Annotated in this window: 11 protein-coding genes; 7 read left to right on the top strand and 4 right to left on the bottom strand. The window is 77.0% G+C overall.

Annotation, left to right across the window (positions count from 1 at the left end):
* Positions 1 to 352: 352 nt before the first annotated feature.
* Positions 353 to 2674 (top strand): glycoside hydrolase family 65 protein, encoded by a 2322-nt coding sequence (locus AC3WT4_RS01165; protein ID WP_492314473.1) that lies wholly within the window; start codon positions 353 to 355, stop codon positions 2672 to 2674.
* Positions 2675 to 2720: 46 nt separating this feature from the next.
* Here the strand turns inward: AC3WT4_RS01165 and AC3WT4_RS01160 are convergent, their stop codons facing one another.
* Entirely contained in the window at positions 2721 to 3767 is a 1047-nt protein-coding gene (locus AC3WT4_RS01160; protein WP_492314472.1) for a GlxA family transcriptional regulator, read from the bottom strand.
* 148 nt (positions 3768 to 3915) lie between these two features.
* Here AC3WT4_RS01160 and AC3WT4_RS01155 point away from each other — a divergent pair, with 148 nt between their 5' ends.
* Positions 3916 to 4536, top strand: a complete 621-nt coding sequence (locus tag AC3WT4_RS01155) for a hypothetical protein (RefSeq protein ID WP_492314471.1) — start codon at positions 3916 to 3918, stop codon at positions 4534 to 4536.
* A 28-nt stretch (positions 4537 to 4564) separates the two neighbouring features.
* Here AC3WT4_RS01155 and AC3WT4_RS01150 read toward each other — a convergent pair whose 3' ends face one another.
* On the bottom strand, positions 4565 to 5443 hold the full coding sequence (locus tag AC3WT4_RS01150; RefSeq protein WP_108047142.1) for an alpha/beta hydrolase: 879 nt from the start codon (positions 5441 to 5443) through the stop codon (positions 4565 to 4567).
* A gap of 117 nt (positions 5444 to 5560) precedes the next feature.
* On the opposite strand from AC3WT4_RS01150, the gene AC3WT4_RS01145 reads away from it, so the two are divergent.
* The 3 genes from AC3WT4_RS01145 (at position 5561) to AC3WT4_RS01135 (ending at position 9773) form a co-directional block, all read left to right on the top strand.
* Positions 5561 to 6775, top strand: a complete 1215-nt coding sequence (locus AC3WT4_RS01145) for a hypothetical protein (RefSeq protein WP_492314470.1) — start codon at positions 5561 to 5563, stop codon at positions 6773 to 6775.
* Positions 6776 to 6896: 121 nt separating this feature from the next.
* Entirely contained in the window at positions 6897 to 7577 is a 681-nt protein-coding gene (locus tag AC3WT4_RS01140) for a histidine phosphatase family protein (protein ID WP_492314469.1), read from the top strand.
* Between the two features lie 306 nt (positions 7578 to 7883).
* Positions 7884 to 9773 carry a glycerophosphodiester phosphodiesterase family protein gene (locus AC3WT4_RS01135; RefSeq protein WP_492314468.1) on the top strand — a complete coding sequence of 630 codons (1890 nt, stop codon included), beginning with the start codon at positions 7884 to 7886 and terminating at the stop codon, positions 9771 to 9773.
* A 79-nt stretch (positions 9774 to 9852) separates the two neighbouring features.
* Here the strand turns inward: AC3WT4_RS01135 and AC3WT4_RS01130 are convergent, their stop codons facing one another.
* Together AC3WT4_RS01130 and AC3WT4_RS01125 are read right to left on the bottom strand one after the other, a co-directional pair.
* Complete coding sequence (locus AC3WT4_RS01130) at positions 9853 to 11220, bottom strand: hypothetical protein (protein ID WP_492314467.1); 1368 nt, start codon at positions 11218 to 11220, stop codon at positions 9853 to 9855.
* A gap of 46 nt (positions 11221 to 11266) precedes the next feature.
* Positions 11267 to 12100, bottom strand: coding sequence for a VOC family protein (locus AC3WT4_RS01125; RefSeq protein WP_492314466.1), 834 nt, complete (start codon positions 12098 to 12100; stop codon positions 11267 to 11269).
* A gap of 157 nt (positions 12101 to 12257) precedes the next feature.
* Here AC3WT4_RS01125 and AC3WT4_RS01120 point away from each other — a divergent pair, with 157 nt between their 5' ends.
* Both AC3WT4_RS01120 and AC3WT4_RS01115 read left to right on the top strand, forming a co-directional pair.
* Entirely contained in the window at positions 12258 to 13556 is a 1299-nt protein-coding gene (locus AC3WT4_RS01120) for an endonuclease/exonuclease/phosphatase family protein (RefSeq protein WP_492314465.1), read from the top strand.
* Between the two features lie 274 nt (positions 13557 to 13830).
* Positions 13831 to 14976 (top strand): ScyD/ScyE family protein, encoded by a 1146-nt coding sequence (locus AC3WT4_RS01115; RefSeq protein WP_492314464.1) that lies wholly within the window; start codon positions 13831 to 13833, stop codon positions 14974 to 14976.
* Positions 14977 to 15133 lie beyond the last annotated feature (157 nt).

The raw sequence follows: 15133 nt of genomic DNA, 5'->3' as shown, positions 1-15133 counted from the left end.
GAGAGGGTGCTCGGTCGTGCGGGGCTCGACCCGGGTCGGTGGGAGACCGGCCGTGGGGCGAGGTCCGGGGCCGCCATGGCCCCCGCCGGGGTGCGCGTCGGTGCGTACCGCTCGGCTGTCGGTCCGGACGACGGGCTCCCCTGCGCCGACGTCCGGCCCCCTGGTGGGTTCCAGGGGCAACGAGGTTCATGACACCGCAGTCAATGCATGGATGTCAACAGGTAGGCGAAAGTTGTGTCGACAACAAGCAAAAGTCCCCGGCCGATCGACACTTGTCCCCGGAGCGGCTCTCGACGGGCCTCCGACCCGCCCCGGACGGGTGTGCGTCGGCCGGTCGTGGTGGAGTGACCGCGTGACTCGCGACCTCCCCGCGTGGTCCGTCCGGGAGTCGGCCCTCGACGTCGACGACCCGGCCACGGCCGCGTCCCTCCTGTCCCTCGCCAACGGGTACGTCGGCGTCCGCGGCACGCTCGACGAGGCGGACCCCGACGACGACCCCTCGACCCTCGTCGCCTCCGTGCACGAGGAGTTCGAGCAGACCTACGCGGAACGCGCGTACGCCTACCCCGAGGTCGAGGAGCGCCTCGTGCCGGTCGTCGACGCGTGGCGGGTCGGCTGGTCCGTCGACGGCGAGCCGGTCGACGTCCGGACCGACGACCCCGCCGGTCCCGACGGGACGGTCGAGGCGCACGAGCGGGTGCTCGACCTGCGCCGCGGCGTGCTGCGGCGCGAGCTGCGCTGGACCGCGCCGTCGGGCGGGAGCGTCACCCTGCACAACGAGCGGCTCGTCCCGCTCACCCGGCGCGAGGTCGTCGCGTCGCGCTGGCGCGTGCACGCGCACGACGACGTCACCGTCACCCTGCGCCCGGTGCCCGGCTGCGCCCACGGCGGGCAGGACCCCGGCCGCGAGGCGCCCGGGCTGGTCACCGTCTCGTGCCGGCACGACGCCGAGGGGTCGTCCGTGCGGCAGCGCACCGTGCGCTCGGAGCGCGGCGTCGCCGTCGAGACCGCGCACCTCGTCGACGCGGCGGACGGCGTCCGCCCACGCTGGCACCACCGCGGCGGCGCCGCGGTCCTCACCGTCGACCTGCGCACCGACGAGTGGCTGGAGGTCGTCGTCCTCGCCGCCTACGCGGGCGGCGCCGACGCGGACGCGCTCCCCGCGCACGCGCACTCCGTGCTCGCCGCGGCCGTCGACGCGGGCTGGGACGCGCTCGAGCGCGAGCAGGCCGACGCCCTCGCGGCGGTCTGGGAGCGGGGCGACGTCGAGCTCGACGGGGACGACGAGATGCAGCAGGCGCTGCGGCACGCCCTGTTCCAGGTGGTCCAGGCGTCGGCGCGCGTCGAGGGCGTGGGCGTGCGCGCCAAGGGCCTCACGGGCACCGGTTACGCGGGCCACGCGTTCTGGGACTCGGACACCTTCGTGCTCCCCGTCCTGGACCACGTGCTGCCCGACGCCGCGGCCGCGCACCTGCGCTGGCGGCACGCCACCCTCCCCCACGCGTGCGAGCGGGCCGCCGAGCTGGGCCTGCCCGGGGCCGCGTTCCCGTGGCGCACCATCAGCGGTCGCGAGTCGTCGGGCTACTGGCCCGCGGGCACCGCCGCGTTCCACGTCGCCTCGGCCGTCGCGCTCGCCGCCGTCCGGCACGTCGCCGCCACGCACGACGACGAGCTCGCCCGGGACGTCGCCGTCGACCTCGTGGTGCAGACCGCGCGGCTGTGGGCCGGGCGCGGCCACCACACCGCCGACGGCTTCCGCATCGACGGCGTGACCGGGCCCGACGAGTACACCGCCGTCGTCGACAACAACACGTACACGAACCTCATGGCGCGCAAGAACCTGCGCGCGGCGGACGAGCTGTGCGAGCGGTTCCCGGAGCAGGCGGCGCGGCTGGACGTCACCGCCGACGAGCGCGCGGGGTGGCGGCGCGCGGCCGACCGGATGGTCGTCCCGTACAACGCGGAGCTCGGCGTGACGGAGCAGTCGCAGGACTTCACGCGCCACGCCCACTGGGACTTCGAGTCGCGCGGCACCGCGCGGTTCCCGCTCGACGACCACGTGCATTACGTCGAGCTGTACCGGCGGCAGGTCGTCAAGCAGGCCGACCTCGTGCTCGCCCTGCACGCCGCACCCGAGGAGTTCACGCCCGAGCAGCGCCGCCGCGACTTCGACTACTACGAGCCGCTCACCGTCCGCGACTCGTCCCTGTCCGCACCCGTGCAGGCGGTCGTCGCCGCGGAGATCGGGTACGTCGAGCTCGCGTACGACTACGCGCGCGAGTGCGCGCTCCTCGACCTGTGCGACCTGCGCGCGTCGACCGACGGCGGGCTGCACGTCGCGTCGCTCGCGGGCGCCTGGACCGCCGTCGTCACGGGCATCGTGGGGCTGCGGCACGACGACGACGGGCTCCGCCTCGCCCCCCGGCTCCCGTCCCGGCTCACGCGGCTCGCGCTCGCCGTCCACCACGGCGACGCCCGGGCGCGCGTCGAGGTTCGGCCCGACGGCGTCACGTACCGCCTCGAGTCCGGCGAGCGGCTGCGGGTCGTGCACGGCGACGAGCCGTTCGAGCTCACGCCCGAGCACGCGGTCCTCGAGCGGCCGCTGCTCGCCGGGATCCAGGACCCGCCGCCCGCGCAGCCGCCCGGCCGCGCGCCGCTCTTCGCCGCCTCGTAGGTGGACGTACCCGCGGCGGGCCCGGTGGGCCGTACGCGGAGGTCCGCTACGTCGGCAGCCGCTCCTGCTCGCCGCGCGCGCCGCGGAACCCGGCGGCACCCGGACCGGTCCCGCCAGGCGGGTCGAGGCGCTCGGCACGCCGGTGCGCGGCCCGGTACTGCGAGGGCGCGAGGCCGTACTCCGCGGCGAACGCCTGCCGCAGCGCCTCCGCGGACCTCAGCCCGCACTCGCGGGCGACGGTGGTGACCGGGCGGTCGGTCGACGCGAGCAGGTGGGCCGCCGCCTCGGTCCGGGCTCGCCGGACGTACCGCGCCGGCGTGCGGCCGAGGTGCCGGACGAAAAGGCGCGTGAGCTGGCGCTGGCTCACGCCGGCGTGGGCGGCGAGGGCGGGGAGCGAGAGATTTCCGTCGAGCCGCGCGGCGACGAGGTCGACCACGGCCCGGACGCATGCGTCCCGCACCTGAGGGGCCGCCGTGAAGACGCTCATCTGGGCCTGGTTCCCCGGACGCTGGAGGTACGTCACGAGCGCGCGGGCCACCCTGCGGGCGAGCTCCGGACCGTTGTCCTCCTCGACCAGCGCGAGCGTGAGGTCGAGCGCGCTCGTCACGCCCGCCGACGTGTAGACGTTGTCGTCGCGCACGTAGATGGGCGCCGGGTCGACGCGGACAGCGGGGTACTCCTGCGCGAGCCGGTCGGCGTAGCGCCAGTGCGTGGTGGCCCGACGCCCGTCGAGGAGACCCGTCGCCGCGAGGACGGTCGCGCCCGTGCAGACCGACGCGACCCTGCGGCTCAGGGCGGCCACCCGGCGCACGTGCGCGACGACGAGAGGGTCGGCACCGGCCTCCTCGTGGCCGAGCCCTCCGGTCACGACGACCGTGTCGACCGGCTCGACCCACCGCTGGAGGGAGCCGTGGCTCGCGAGCGTGAGGCCCGAGTCGCACGCGACGGGTCGCCCGCCCGGGGTCAGCAGCACCACCCGGTAGGGCGGCGCGGCGCCCACACGGTTCGCGAGGACGAGCGTCGAGGTCACGCACGCGATGTCCAGGAGCTCCGCGCCGGCGTAGCCGACGACCGCCACCAACCGCTCCGCCATGAGCCGTCACCCCCGGGTTCCCGACGTCCGGTCCACAGATCCGGACACCGTCCACGATACCCCCGGGGAGTACCGCGACCCAGAGTGAGGCTGGTCCTCCCAGGAGAGCGGTCGCCCGACCGCGACCCGCACGAGAGACGAGGACGTCATGAGCACTCCACGCACCGCCCGGCAGACCACCGGACCGCGCTCCGGAACAGCGCGGGGGACGAGCACCGGGACGAGCACCGGGACGAGCACCGCCCGGGCCGTCGTGGCCCGCTGGCCCGCCGCGCTCGGCCTCGGCGTCGCCGTCCTTCTGCTCGCGATCGGCGTGGCCGACCGCACCACCCTGGCGATCGGTGTGAGCGCGGCCGCGCTCTGCTACGTGGCCGCAGCAGCGCTCGGACGCCCCTGGGTCGCCTGGGTGAGCATCCTCGGCGCCTCGCTCGTCGTGGTCGCGAGCGAGGTGGCGGGCATCCCCTGGTGGGCCGGCATCGGGCTCACCGCGCTCGTGCTGCTCGGGATCGGCGTCGCGCGCGGCGCGGCACGACCGACGCTCCCCCAGGCTGCCGCACTTCTCGGCTACGGGTCCGTCGCTGTGGTGGCGCTCGCCGTCGACCCGGGCATCGGTCTCGTCCTGGCAGGGCTGACCCTGGCCGGCCACGCCGCGTGGGACGTCGTCCACCACCGGCGCGGCGAGGTCGTCCCCCGGCCGATGGCGGAGGCGTGCCTGTACTTCGACGTCGTCCTCGGCCTGGGCTGCCTCGCCCTCGCCGCCCTCCGCTGAGACGCGGGGGCGCGTCCGGGACGCGCCGTCAGCCCGCGAGCGCCTCGCGCAGGGTCGTCGCGAACGCGGCCGGGTCGTTCGCGGGCGACCACTCGTTGACCATGAAGCCGCCGTGGTCGCCCGGGAACGTCACCGGCTCGGCGCCCAGGAGGGCGGCGAGGGCGGCACCGCCGCGCCACGCGAGCGTGCCCTCGCCCTGGGCGCTCACGGCGGGGACGATGCGGGTCGCCGCCGCGCGCAGGGCGTCGCCGTCGGGCGCCCACGACGGCATGGTGGCCAGGTTCCGGCCGAGGAGCAGGTCGTCGCGCGACCCGTCGTCCTCCGTCGGGAAGCCGAACATCGCCGGGTCGGGCGCCGGGCGGTCGAGGTAGTCCGCGGGCAGCGGCCCCACGTGGCTGACGAGCGCGACGAACTTCGCCATCGCGGGCCCGAAGCCCTCGCGGCGGTACGTCTCCACGACGTCCGCCTGCACCGCCGTCGCGGTCTCGGCGTCCTCCAGTAGCGGCGTGATCGGCGGCTCGTGCGCGACGAACGTCCGCACGTCCTCCGGGTGCCGCTCGATCCACGAGAGCCCGACGACGCCGCCCCCGCTCGACCCGAACACGTCCACCGGGCCGAGCCCGAGCGCGGTCACGACCTCGTGCAGGTCGTCCGCGTGCCGCTCGACCGACACCTCGCCGTCGGCGGCGAGCGTGCTGCGCTCGGTGCCGCGCGGGTCGTACGTGACGACCACCCGGTCGTCGAGGAGGTCCACGAGCTGCCCGAACCCGGACGCCGCCATCGGCGAGCCCATGACGACGAGCGGCGGCAGGTCGCTCGTCGTCGCGGGGGTCCGGACGTCGTAGGCCAGGACGGCTCCCGGCACGTCCAGGGTGTGGCTCGTGGTGCGGGTCGTGGTCTCGCTCATGGCGTCCTCCGTGTCGTCGTCCCGCCGCGTCCCGCGGCAGGTCCCGTGCGTAGAGACGACGCCCGGGACCGGAACTGAGCGGTCCTGGCGGCCCTGCGTTGCCACTACCCTCGCAGGATGCCGTCATCGAGGACCGTGCCCGCCGTCGTCGCCGCGGGGACGCTCACCGCGGTGCTCTGGGTCGTCACCGGCCGTGCCGCGGACTGGCTCGCCGGGGCGGGGCACACCCTGCCCGCCGGGCTCGTGCGGACGGTCCTGCCCCACCCGACCGGCGTCGTCACGGGCGGTCAGCAGGTCTCGGGCAGCACCGTGCTCGCGGCCGCGCTCGCGGGCGGGCTCGTCGCGCTCGGCACGCACCTCGTGCTGCGGCGCATGCCCGCGGGCGAGGGCCGCGGGGCGGCGTTCCTCGCCGTGTGGGGCGCGGCCGTGCTCGCCTCCGCGCTCGCCGCGACGGCGGCGTGGTTCGCGGGCGTCACGCTGGCCTGGCGCGCGGACACCGTCGCCCGGTTCGTCGCGACCGCGCTCGGCGGCTGGTGGGGGTTCGTCAACGGGCCGCTCGTGGCCGTGACGGTCGCCGTCGCGCGCGCCCTCACCGACCGGCACGACGACCCCGCCGGCACGCGCCACACCCGGACGCCGACCCGGGTCCGCGCGTGGCCCGCCGCGCTCGCCGCCAGCACCGCGACGGGCGTGCTGTGGGCGGCCGCGGGCGTCGGGCGCACGACGCTCCCCGGCGCGGCGGACCCGCAGTCCCCGTGGGGTGTCGCCCGCGACGTCGTGCTGCTGCCCTCCGCCCGGATCTCCGTCGACCGCGCGGCGCTCCTCGCCGACCCCGTGCACCTGCTGCTGCCCGTCGGCGTCGGGCTCGCGGTCGGCCTGCTCACGGCGCTCGCCGCGCGGCGGCTGCCACCCGTCGAGGGCCGCGCGGCGCTGCTGCTCGCGGTGTGGCTCGCGTGCGCCGGGGGCGCGGCCCTCGCAGCGGCCGTGCCCGTCGTCGCCTCCACGCTCGCCGCGGGCGGCGTGCTGCCCGACGCCGGCCGCACCCTGCCCGTGCTCGAGTCGGGCCTCGCCTGGGGGATGGTGTGCGGGGTCCTCGTGGCGCCGCTCGCGGTGGTCGTGCACCGGCACGCGGGCGCACGACCGCTCGCGGAGGCGGCCACCGCGGACGAGCCGTGGCCCGCGCCGGTCACGCCCGAGGGGTCCGCGCCCGGGGAGCCCGCGCCCGAGCACGCGGAGGCGCCCGACGCCGAGCAGGCGGGGCCGCACGCCGCCGACGACGCCCCCGCGCCCGACGACGCCCGGCACCGCGACGAGGTCACCGCGCGCACCTGAGGGACGGCGTTCCGGCACCCGCCACCCCGGCGTCACCCGGCGGTCGTCGTCCCGACACCCGGGCCCCCTAGCGTCGGCCGTGACCAGCAGACCGGGACGAACCGGAGAGGGCACAGCGACGATGACCCTGACGATCACGCTCGTACGCCACGGGCAGACCTACCTCAACGCACGACGCCACCTGCAGGGGGCGTGCGACTCCCCCCTCACCCGCACCGGACGCGCGGGCGTGCGCGTCACGGCGCAGCACCTCGCGCGGCACGACTTCGCGGCCGCCTACTCCTCGCCGCAGGGCCGCGCGGTACTCACCGCGATGGAGATCCTGCGGCACCACCCCGACCTCCCGCTCACGGTCGACCCCGACCTGCGCGAGCTGTCCTTCGGCTCCTACGAGCGGCGGCCGGAGTCGCACCTCGACGCCGTCGAGCCGTGGGCCGAGCTCGTGCCGCGCATGCTCGCGGGCACCCACCCGGGCGTCGGCGGCGGGGAGCCGGGCCGGGACTTCATGGCGCGCGTGCGCGCCGTGTTCACGCGCGTCGTGGCCGCGCACGACGACGCGTCCCGCCCGGGCGCGACGCGCGACCGGCACGTGCTCGTCGTCGGGCACGGCCTGACGCTCGGCGCCTGGCTCGCGACGCTCTCGCCCTCCGGCCTCGTCGCGCTGCCCAACGCGTCCGTCTCGACCGTCGAGATGACCGACGGCGTCCCCCGCCTCCTCGCGGCCGGGGTCGACGTCGCCGGCCACGGCCACGTCGCCGCCCGCCCCGCCCCGGCGCGCACCACCCCCCTCCTCCCCGCCTGACCCCCTCCCCCTCCCCCGGCCGCCCTCCGCCGAACACGGGGTTGTGGTCGCTCTCCGGCGAGATCCGGTTGCCAACCCCGTGCTCGGCGGGATCAACCCCGTGGTCGACGGCGGGCGGCAGGGGCCGACGTCGCGCGGCTCCTGACGGGCGGGACGGAGCCGGGCGGGTGAGGCTCGAGGGGATGCCGTGGGGGCGGCGGCGTCCCGACACCTGACCGTCCCCGGGGCGTCGCCCGGCGTCCACCGGAGCGCAACGCCGCGTTCCTAAGGTCGCCGGGGCAACCGACCCGATGCTCGGAGGACCCGATGACGACCACCCGACGCCGCGCCGTGCGCGGTACCGCCGCCGCACTGGCGGGGACCCTGCTCGCGACGACCCTCGTCGCCGCCACCGCCACGACCGCGACCGTGCCGTTCGCGGCCCCGGCCGCCGCCGCACCCGGCGACGTGCTGCTCGCCGAGTCGTTCGACGGCGACGACCTCCCCGAGGGCTGGACGCCCGTGCTCGGCGACTGGCGGGTGCGTGACGGCCGCCTCGTCGGCGACGCGCCCGACGGCTCGTCGCCCGCGCGGATCGTGTTCGGCCGCTCCGCCGAGAACTACCGGCTCGACGCGACGCTCCGGTTCGAGAGCGTCGACAACGCGTCGCGCTGGGCGGGCGCGATCCTCGACGTCGCGCCCGACGGCACGACCCCGTGGTGGCAGGCCGTGCTGCGCAGCACGACGACCGCGTCCAACGGCGTCGAGATCGCCCAGCGCACCGCCGCGGACGCGTGGAACGTCCCGTACACCGGCTCCGCGTCGACCGACGCCGCGACCGGGCGCGACGTGCACCTGTCCGTCGAGGTGCAGGGCGCGGCCGTCACGTACGCGCTCGACGGGCGGACCGTGCTGGAGGGGCGGATCGACCGGTCGCGGGACGGCGCGCTCGGCTTCGTCACCGCCGGGGCGACCGTGAGCGTCGACGACGTGACCGTCACGGAGATCGAGCCCGCGTCCTACGTGGGCGGCGACGGCGAGCTGCCCGTCACCGTCGCGCACCGCGGCTACTCGTCCGTGGCGCCCGAGAACACGCTCGCGGCCGTCGCGGCCGGAATGCGCACGGGGGCCGAGTACGTCGAGGTCGACGTGCACACCACGGCCGACGGCGTCCCCGTCGTGCTGCACGACCAGACGGTCGACCGCACGACCGACGGCACGGGCGACGTGGCCGTCCTGGCAGGCGAGCAGGTCACCGCGCTCGACGCCGGGTCCTGGTTCTCCCCCGCGTTCGCCGGGCAGCGGCTGCCGTCGTTCGCGCAGCTGCTCGACCTGCTGGAGACCGGCTCGTCGACCCTGCTCCTGGAGATCAAGGGGCCCGAGACGTCCGCGGAGGTCGAGCGGGTCGTCGACATGGTCGTCGAGGCCGGGCTCGAGGACCGCGTGGTGCTCCAGTCGTTCGACGTCGACGCGCTGCGCGCCGCGCGCGAGCACGCCCCGCAGATCCCGCGCGGGCTGCTCCGCGGCGCGCTCGACGCCGACCCGGTCGCCGTGGCGCAGGACCTCGGGGCGGTCATGTACAACCCGTCGGCGAGCGCGCTGCTCGCGCGACCGGGCGTCGTCGCCGACCTCAACGCGGCGGGCGTCGCCGTCATGCCGTACACGGTGAACTCCGCCGCCGACTGGGCGCGGCTCACCGAGATCGGGGTCGACGGCGTCATCACCGACCGCGCGGGGGCGTTCGTCGGGTGGAAGCAGGCACGCGAGCAGGAGGCGCCCGCGCCCGGCGCGCCGACGGTCACGATCGTCAGCCCCGCGGAGGGCACCGAGGTCGAGCGGGGCGGCACGCTCGTCGTCGCGGCGAGCACGACCGACGCGGACGAGGTCGTCGTGACGCTCGACGGCGAGCCCGTGGACAACGGCGCGACCGTCCCGGCCGCGGACCTCGCGCTCGGCGAGCACACGGTGACGGCGACCGCCCGGGGCGCCGGCGGCGAGGCGACGGCGGAACGGACCGTCGTCGTGACCGTCACGCCGGAGGGCCTGCGCTCGCGCCTCGCGGCGCTCGACCTCCCGCCCGGGCAGCTGACGAAGGCGCTCGACGCGGTCGAGGCCGGGCGGTGGGCGTCGGTGCGGAAGGTCGTGGAGAAGTTCGTGCGCGACACGGCGACGCGCGAGCGCCTGCTCGCGGAGGTCGACCACCTCGACGGCCGCTGACGGGTCGTCACGCGCGGGGCGGCTCCACGGAGCGGCCGCGCGACCCGTCCCCGGTCGGAGCCGACCGGGGACGGGTCGCTCACGCGTCGGCGAGGAAGCGCCGCCGCTCCCCGCGGGCGGACCCGATCCGCGCCCAGCCGGTGAGGACCAGGGCGCCACCCAGGACCCACGGGACGACGTCCCACCCGGGCGGCCCGTCCGACCCGACGACGGCGCCGTCCGTCGCGAGGATCGCCGCCCCCAGGCCGAGCAGCGCGAGGCCCAGCACCAGCAGGACGACGTCCCACGCCGCGCTCCCCGCGCCGCGCCGGGGCGCCCGGGCGACGAGGGCGGCCTTCTCGGCCGCGGTGAGCGGCGCCGTCGGGCCGAGGGGCTGGACGCGCTCGGCGCCGTGCCGGAACCGCGCCGGGTCCTCGACGGCCTCGACGAGCGCGGCGGGCAGCCCGAGGAGGTAGGCGAGCTCGGCGACGGGGTCGCCGGGCCAGGTCGACGCGGCGAGCAGCGCGCGCAGCCGGCCCGGGTCGCGCGGCGCGCCGAACGCCTCGACCAGGGCCTCGTACGCGCCCTCGGTGCCGGACGTCGAGAGGTCCGTCCAGGTGTCGTTCCAGCTCCCGAAGACCCACGGGCGCCCCGGCGTGCTGAGCGTCCAGGCGACGCCGCCGCCGGTCCGTTCCAGGCTGACGACGACCTCCCCGGCGCGCAGGCCGCGCTCGATCGTGGACCGCGCGCGGAACTCGCCCGAGAGGGCCGAGCGGAACGCCTCCTGCGCCTCGTCGTCCGACGCGCCCGGCGTCGGCGCCTCCGGGCGCGCGGCCGTCCACACGACCGTGCGCTCGTCGGTCGCGCGCACCCACGCCGTGCCCACCCGACGCACGGCGGCGCGGACGAACGCGGCGTCCGCACGGACGAGCTGCACGACGGCGTCGGGCGCCGCCGAGTCCGTCGCGGGCAGGTCGGCGACCGCGGTGAACGCCTCGAGAAGGTCGTCGGGGTGCTCGAGCGCGCGCAGGCGGTCCGCGGCGGTCGTCGCGTCCCGCAGCCCGACGAGCGCGCCGACGGCCGCGAGCACGGCGCCCGGGTCGCCGTCGAGGCGCATCGTGTGGTCGGTGCTCGAGCCGGGCTGCGCAGGGGCCCACGTGACGACGACCGGCGGCGCGACGGCGTCGGTGCGGGCGGCGAGGATCGCGCTCACGCCCTCGGGCAGGAGGTCCGAGCCCGCGTCGAGCTGCACGACCCACGGGACCGGCACGAGCGCGTCGACCTGCGCGAGGGCCTCCGCGGCCGACGTCGGGGCGTCCGCCGCGTCGGTCGCCGTGCCGTTCTCGGTGTCGACCTCGGCGAAGGTCCAGCCGCGCTCGTCCGTCGGGCCGACGCGCCCGTACTCGAGGTCCGCGGCGCGGAGACGGTCGACGACCTGGGCGTGCGGGCTGCGCGTGACGACGTTCACGGCGTCATGATGCCGCACGCGCCGCGACCCGGCGGGCACCGTCCCGTCAGAAGCCCTCGGGCGGCGTGAACTGCGAGAGCGTGAGCACCGCGCCCTGCGGGTCACGGATCTCGGCCTCGCGCGTCCACCCCGTGTCGGCCGAGGACAGCACCACCGCACCGGCCCGCTCGGCCGCCGCCGCCGCGGCGTCCCGGTCCGCGACGGCGAACGTCACGGTGTGGCGCGCGGGTCCGGGCTCCTCCAGGACGCCCGCCACGACGTCCCGGAAGCCGGGTGGCGCGCCCGCCTGGTTCGCGTCGATCTCCGGGTTGACGGTCCGCGCGAGGTGGTCGCCGTAGCCCTCGACGCGCGCCATCCCGGCTCCGAGGTCCGGGCTCACCTCCCAGCCGAGCAGCGGACCGTAGAAGTGCAGGGCCCGCGCGACGTCGGGCGTGCGCAGCACGCTGAAGTTCCACGTGCCCGGCTCGTTGGCGCGCTGCGCACCGAGCCGCGTGCCCGGCTGCCACAGCCGGAACGTCGCGCCCTGCGGGTCGCGGACGGTCGCCATGCGCCCCGGCGGGCCGACCGTCGTCGGGCCGTCGAGGACCTCGCCCCCGAGGTCCGGGACGCCGCGCGCGGAGGCGTCCACGTCGTCGACCGCGACGTAGGTGATCCAGCCGGGCTCGCCCCGGCCCGTCGCGACGGCCGCGACGTCCTGCCCGTCGAGCGACGCGACGACGTACCGCTCCCCCGCGCCGGGCGGGAGCCGGTCCTCGAACTCCCACCCGAAGAGGGCGCCGTAGAACGCGAGGGCGGCGTCGACGTCGGGCTGCTCGGTGTCCACCCAGCAGGGCACGCCGTGCGGGTAGGTGCGGACGGGTCGGGACGGCGAGGTGTCCATGTCTCACGGTCCCACCGGGCACCCACATCGGCACCCCGCCCGCGACCCTGGGTGTTCGCCCGCGCGACACCTTCCTGACCTTCCGGGCGTGGGCACCCGTGCGTACGGTGGCGGGGAACCTCTCGACGACCACCGTCCCCGACGACGAGGAGCCACCGTGTCCACGAGACCGTCCACCCCGACCGCGCCCCGCACCCGACCACGCCCGGCGCGTCCCGCGCTCGTCCCCGCCCTCGCGGCCGCGGCGGCCCTCGCCGTGGCGTCCGCGGGCGCCGTCGCCGCGCCCGCCGTCGCGCACGGCGACCGCCACGGTCACGGCCACGACCGCGTGACGCTCCGCGTCGCGACGTACAACGCGAGCCTCAACCGCGCCGCCGCGGGCGAGCTCGAGGCCGACCTCTCGAACCCCGACGACCCGCAGGCCGCGACGATCGCCGAGGTGCTCCAGCGCACGCGGCCCGACGTCGTTCTGCTCAACGAGTTCGACTACGTGCCCGACGAGCGCGCCGTCGACCTGTTCCGCGAGAACTACCTCGAGGTCCCGCAGGGCGGCGCCGAGCCGATCGAGTACCGCCACGCCTACGTCGCGCCGTCGAACACGGGCGTGCCCAGCGGGTTCGACCTGAACGACGACGGCGTGGTCGGCGGCGGGGACGACGCGTTCGGCTTCGGCGCGTTCGGGGGGCAGTACGGCATGGTCGTGCTGTCGCGGTACCCGATCGACACGCGCGGCGTCCGCACGTTCCAGCACTTCCTGTGGAAGGACATGCCGGGAGCGCTCCTCCCGGACGACCCCGCGACGCCCGCGCCCGCGGACTGGTTCACGCCCGAGGAGCTCGAGGTCGTGCGCCTGTCGAGCAAGTCGCACTGGGACGTCCCGGTCCGGGTGGGCCGCGAGACGGTCCACGTCCTCGCGTCGCACCCCACGCCCCCGACGTTCGACGGCCCCGAGGACCGCAACGGCCGACGCAACCACGACGAGATCCGGTTCTGGGCGGACTACGTGACGCCCGGCACGGCGTCGCGGTACGTGTACGACGACGCGGGCCGACGCGGCGGGCTCCGGCCGGGCGCGAGCTTCGTCGTCCTCGGCGACCAGAACGCCGACCCGCTCGACGGCGACTCCGTGGACGCCGCGATCGACCAGCTGCTGGACCACCGGCGCGTCCAGGACCCCGTGCCCCGGTCCGCCGGTGCCGTGGAGGCCGCCGCGCTCCAGGGCGGGGCGAACGCGACCCACCGGGGCGACCCGGCGCTCGACACCGCCGACTTCGCCGACACCGCCCCCGGGAACCTGCGCGTGGACTACGTGCTCCCGTCGCGCGACCTGCGGGTCCGGGACGCGGGCGTGTTCTGGCCGGTCCAGGCGGACCCGCTCTCGCGGCTCACGGGCGTCTTTCCGTTCCCGAGCAGCGACCACCGGCTCGTGTGGGTGGACCTGGCCGTCCGCGGCTGACCCACCGGTCTCGCCGTCGCCCCGGATGCTCGTCGCCCGGGGCGACGATGGTGGACCCGCGCCGCCCGCAGGTGCACACTCGGAGGTCTGTGCTCACCGCCGACGCACAGCAGACTCCCGGCCGGCGCCTCGCCGGTCGCACGGCACGCCCCCGGCGCGCCACGTCGTCCGGCCCGACGACCACCTCACCCTCGTCCCCGGGGCGACGCCCGCGCCGACAGCAGCGCGCGCCGGCTCCCCTCGCACCCACGGGACCGCCGGACCAGGAGCACCCATGAGAAGACTCCGCACCGCCCTGCCCACCGCCGTCGCCGCCGCGACGGCCGCCCTCGTGCTCGTCGCGGGGCCTGCCGTCGCGCACGGCGGCAAGCCCTCGCCGCGCCCGCCGACCGTGACCGACGTCGCGACCGGCCTCGTCACGCCGCTCAGCCTCGCGGTCGGACCGCGCGGCACCACCTACGTCACCCAGAACTTCCCCGGGCTGCTCACGGCCGTCGGCCGCGACGGCACCCCGACCGTCCTGTACGCCTCGCCCGACGGCGGCGAGGTGGGCGGCGTCTCCTACGACGGCCGCCGGATCACGTTCACCGAGACGCAGCTCGGCGAGGAGGGACCGGTCGCGTCGGAGGTGTCGACGCTGCGCACCGACCGGCGGGGCAACCCGACGGGCGCGCCGGTCGTCCTCGCGGACACCTTCGCGTACGAGCAGGCGAACAACCCCGACGGCGGCGTGACGTACGGCCTGCGCGACACCGACCCGGCGTGCGTCGCCCAGGTCCCCGCGTCGCCCGTCCCGCCCCGGTACACGGGGATCGCGGACTCCCACCCGTACGCGACGACGTCGTCCCACGGCACCACGTACGTCGCGGACGCGGGCGCCAACGCGATCCTGTCGGTGAGCGACCGCGGCCGGGTCCGGACGGTGGCCGTGCTGCCCGCGCAGCCCGCGGTGGTCACCGCCGAGGCGGCAGCGGGCCTCGGGTGGCCCGCGTGCGTCGTCGGGCAGACGTACTGGTTCGAGCCCGTCCCCACGGACGTCGAGGTGGGGCCGCGCGGCGTGCTCTACGTGACGACGCTCCCCGGCGGGCCCGAGGACGCGAGCCTCGGCGCGCGCGGGGCGGTCTACACGGTGGACCCGTGGCGCGGCTCGGTGCGCCCGGTCGCCTCCGGGTTCCTCGGCGCGACCAACCTCGCCGTGTCCGGCGACGGCACGGTCTACGTCGCCGAGCTGTTCGGCGGCAAGATCTCGCAGGTCGGCAAGCGCGGACCCAGCACCCTCGTCGAGGTCCCGCTCCCCGCGGGCCTGGAGTGGGACGGCAAGGGCCTCCTCGCGACGACGAACGCCCTCCCGGCGGACGAGACGACGCCGCCCGACGGACACCTCGTGCGCATCGACCTCGGCCGGCACCGCGGGCGCTGACGCACCACCGGCCCCGAGCGTCGTGTCGTCGCCCGGGGCCGGTCGTCGCCACGGCGCCCGAGCCGGTCGTCGCCACGGCGCCCGAGCCGGCCGTCGTGCGGGCGCCCGAGCCGGCCGTCGTGCGGGCGCCCGAGCCGGCCGTCGTGCGGGCGCCCGG

Source organism: Cellulosimicrobium sp. EB106-03-01-XG111, assembly GCF_058792115.1.
Note: the sequence above shows the minus strand (reverse complement) of the source record. Positions and strands in the feature narration are given on the sequence as shown.

What these genes read in the sequence shown, in the direction of transcription:
- AC3WT4_RS01135 (WP_492314468.1), top strand. Translation starts at nt 7,884, where the DNA reads ATGACGACCACCCGACGCCGCGCCGTGCGCGGTACCGCCGCCGCACTG.
- AC3WT4_RS01125 (WP_492314466.1), bottom strand. Translation starts at nt 12,100, where the DNA reads ATGGACACCTCGCCGTCCCGACCCGTCCGCACCTACCCGCACGGCGTG.
- AC3WT4_RS01115 (WP_492314464.1), top strand. Translation starts at nt 13,831, where the DNA reads ATGAGAAGACTCCGCACCGCCCTGCCCACCGCCGTCGCCGCCGCGACG.
- AC3WT4_RS01160 (WP_492314472.1), bottom strand. Translation starts at nt 3,767, where the DNA reads ATGGCGGAGCGGTTGGTGGCGGTCGTCGGCTACGCCGGCGCGGAGCTC.
- AC3WT4_RS01150 (WP_108047142.1), bottom strand. Translation starts at nt 5,443, where the DNA reads ATGAGCGAGACCACGACCCGCACCACGAGCCACACCCTGGACGTGCCG.
- AC3WT4_RS01145 (WP_492314470.1), top strand. Translation starts at nt 5,561, where the DNA reads ATGCCGTCATCGAGGACCGTGCCCGCCGTCGTCGCCGCGGGGACGCTC.
- AC3WT4_RS01155 (WP_492314471.1), top strand. Translation starts at nt 3,916, where the DNA reads ATGAGCACTCCACGCACCGCCCGGCAGACCACCGGACCGCGCTCCGGA.
- AC3WT4_RS01140 (WP_492314469.1), top strand. Translation starts at nt 6,897, where the DNA reads ATGACCCTGACGATCACGCTCGTACGCCACGGGCAGACCTACCTCAAC.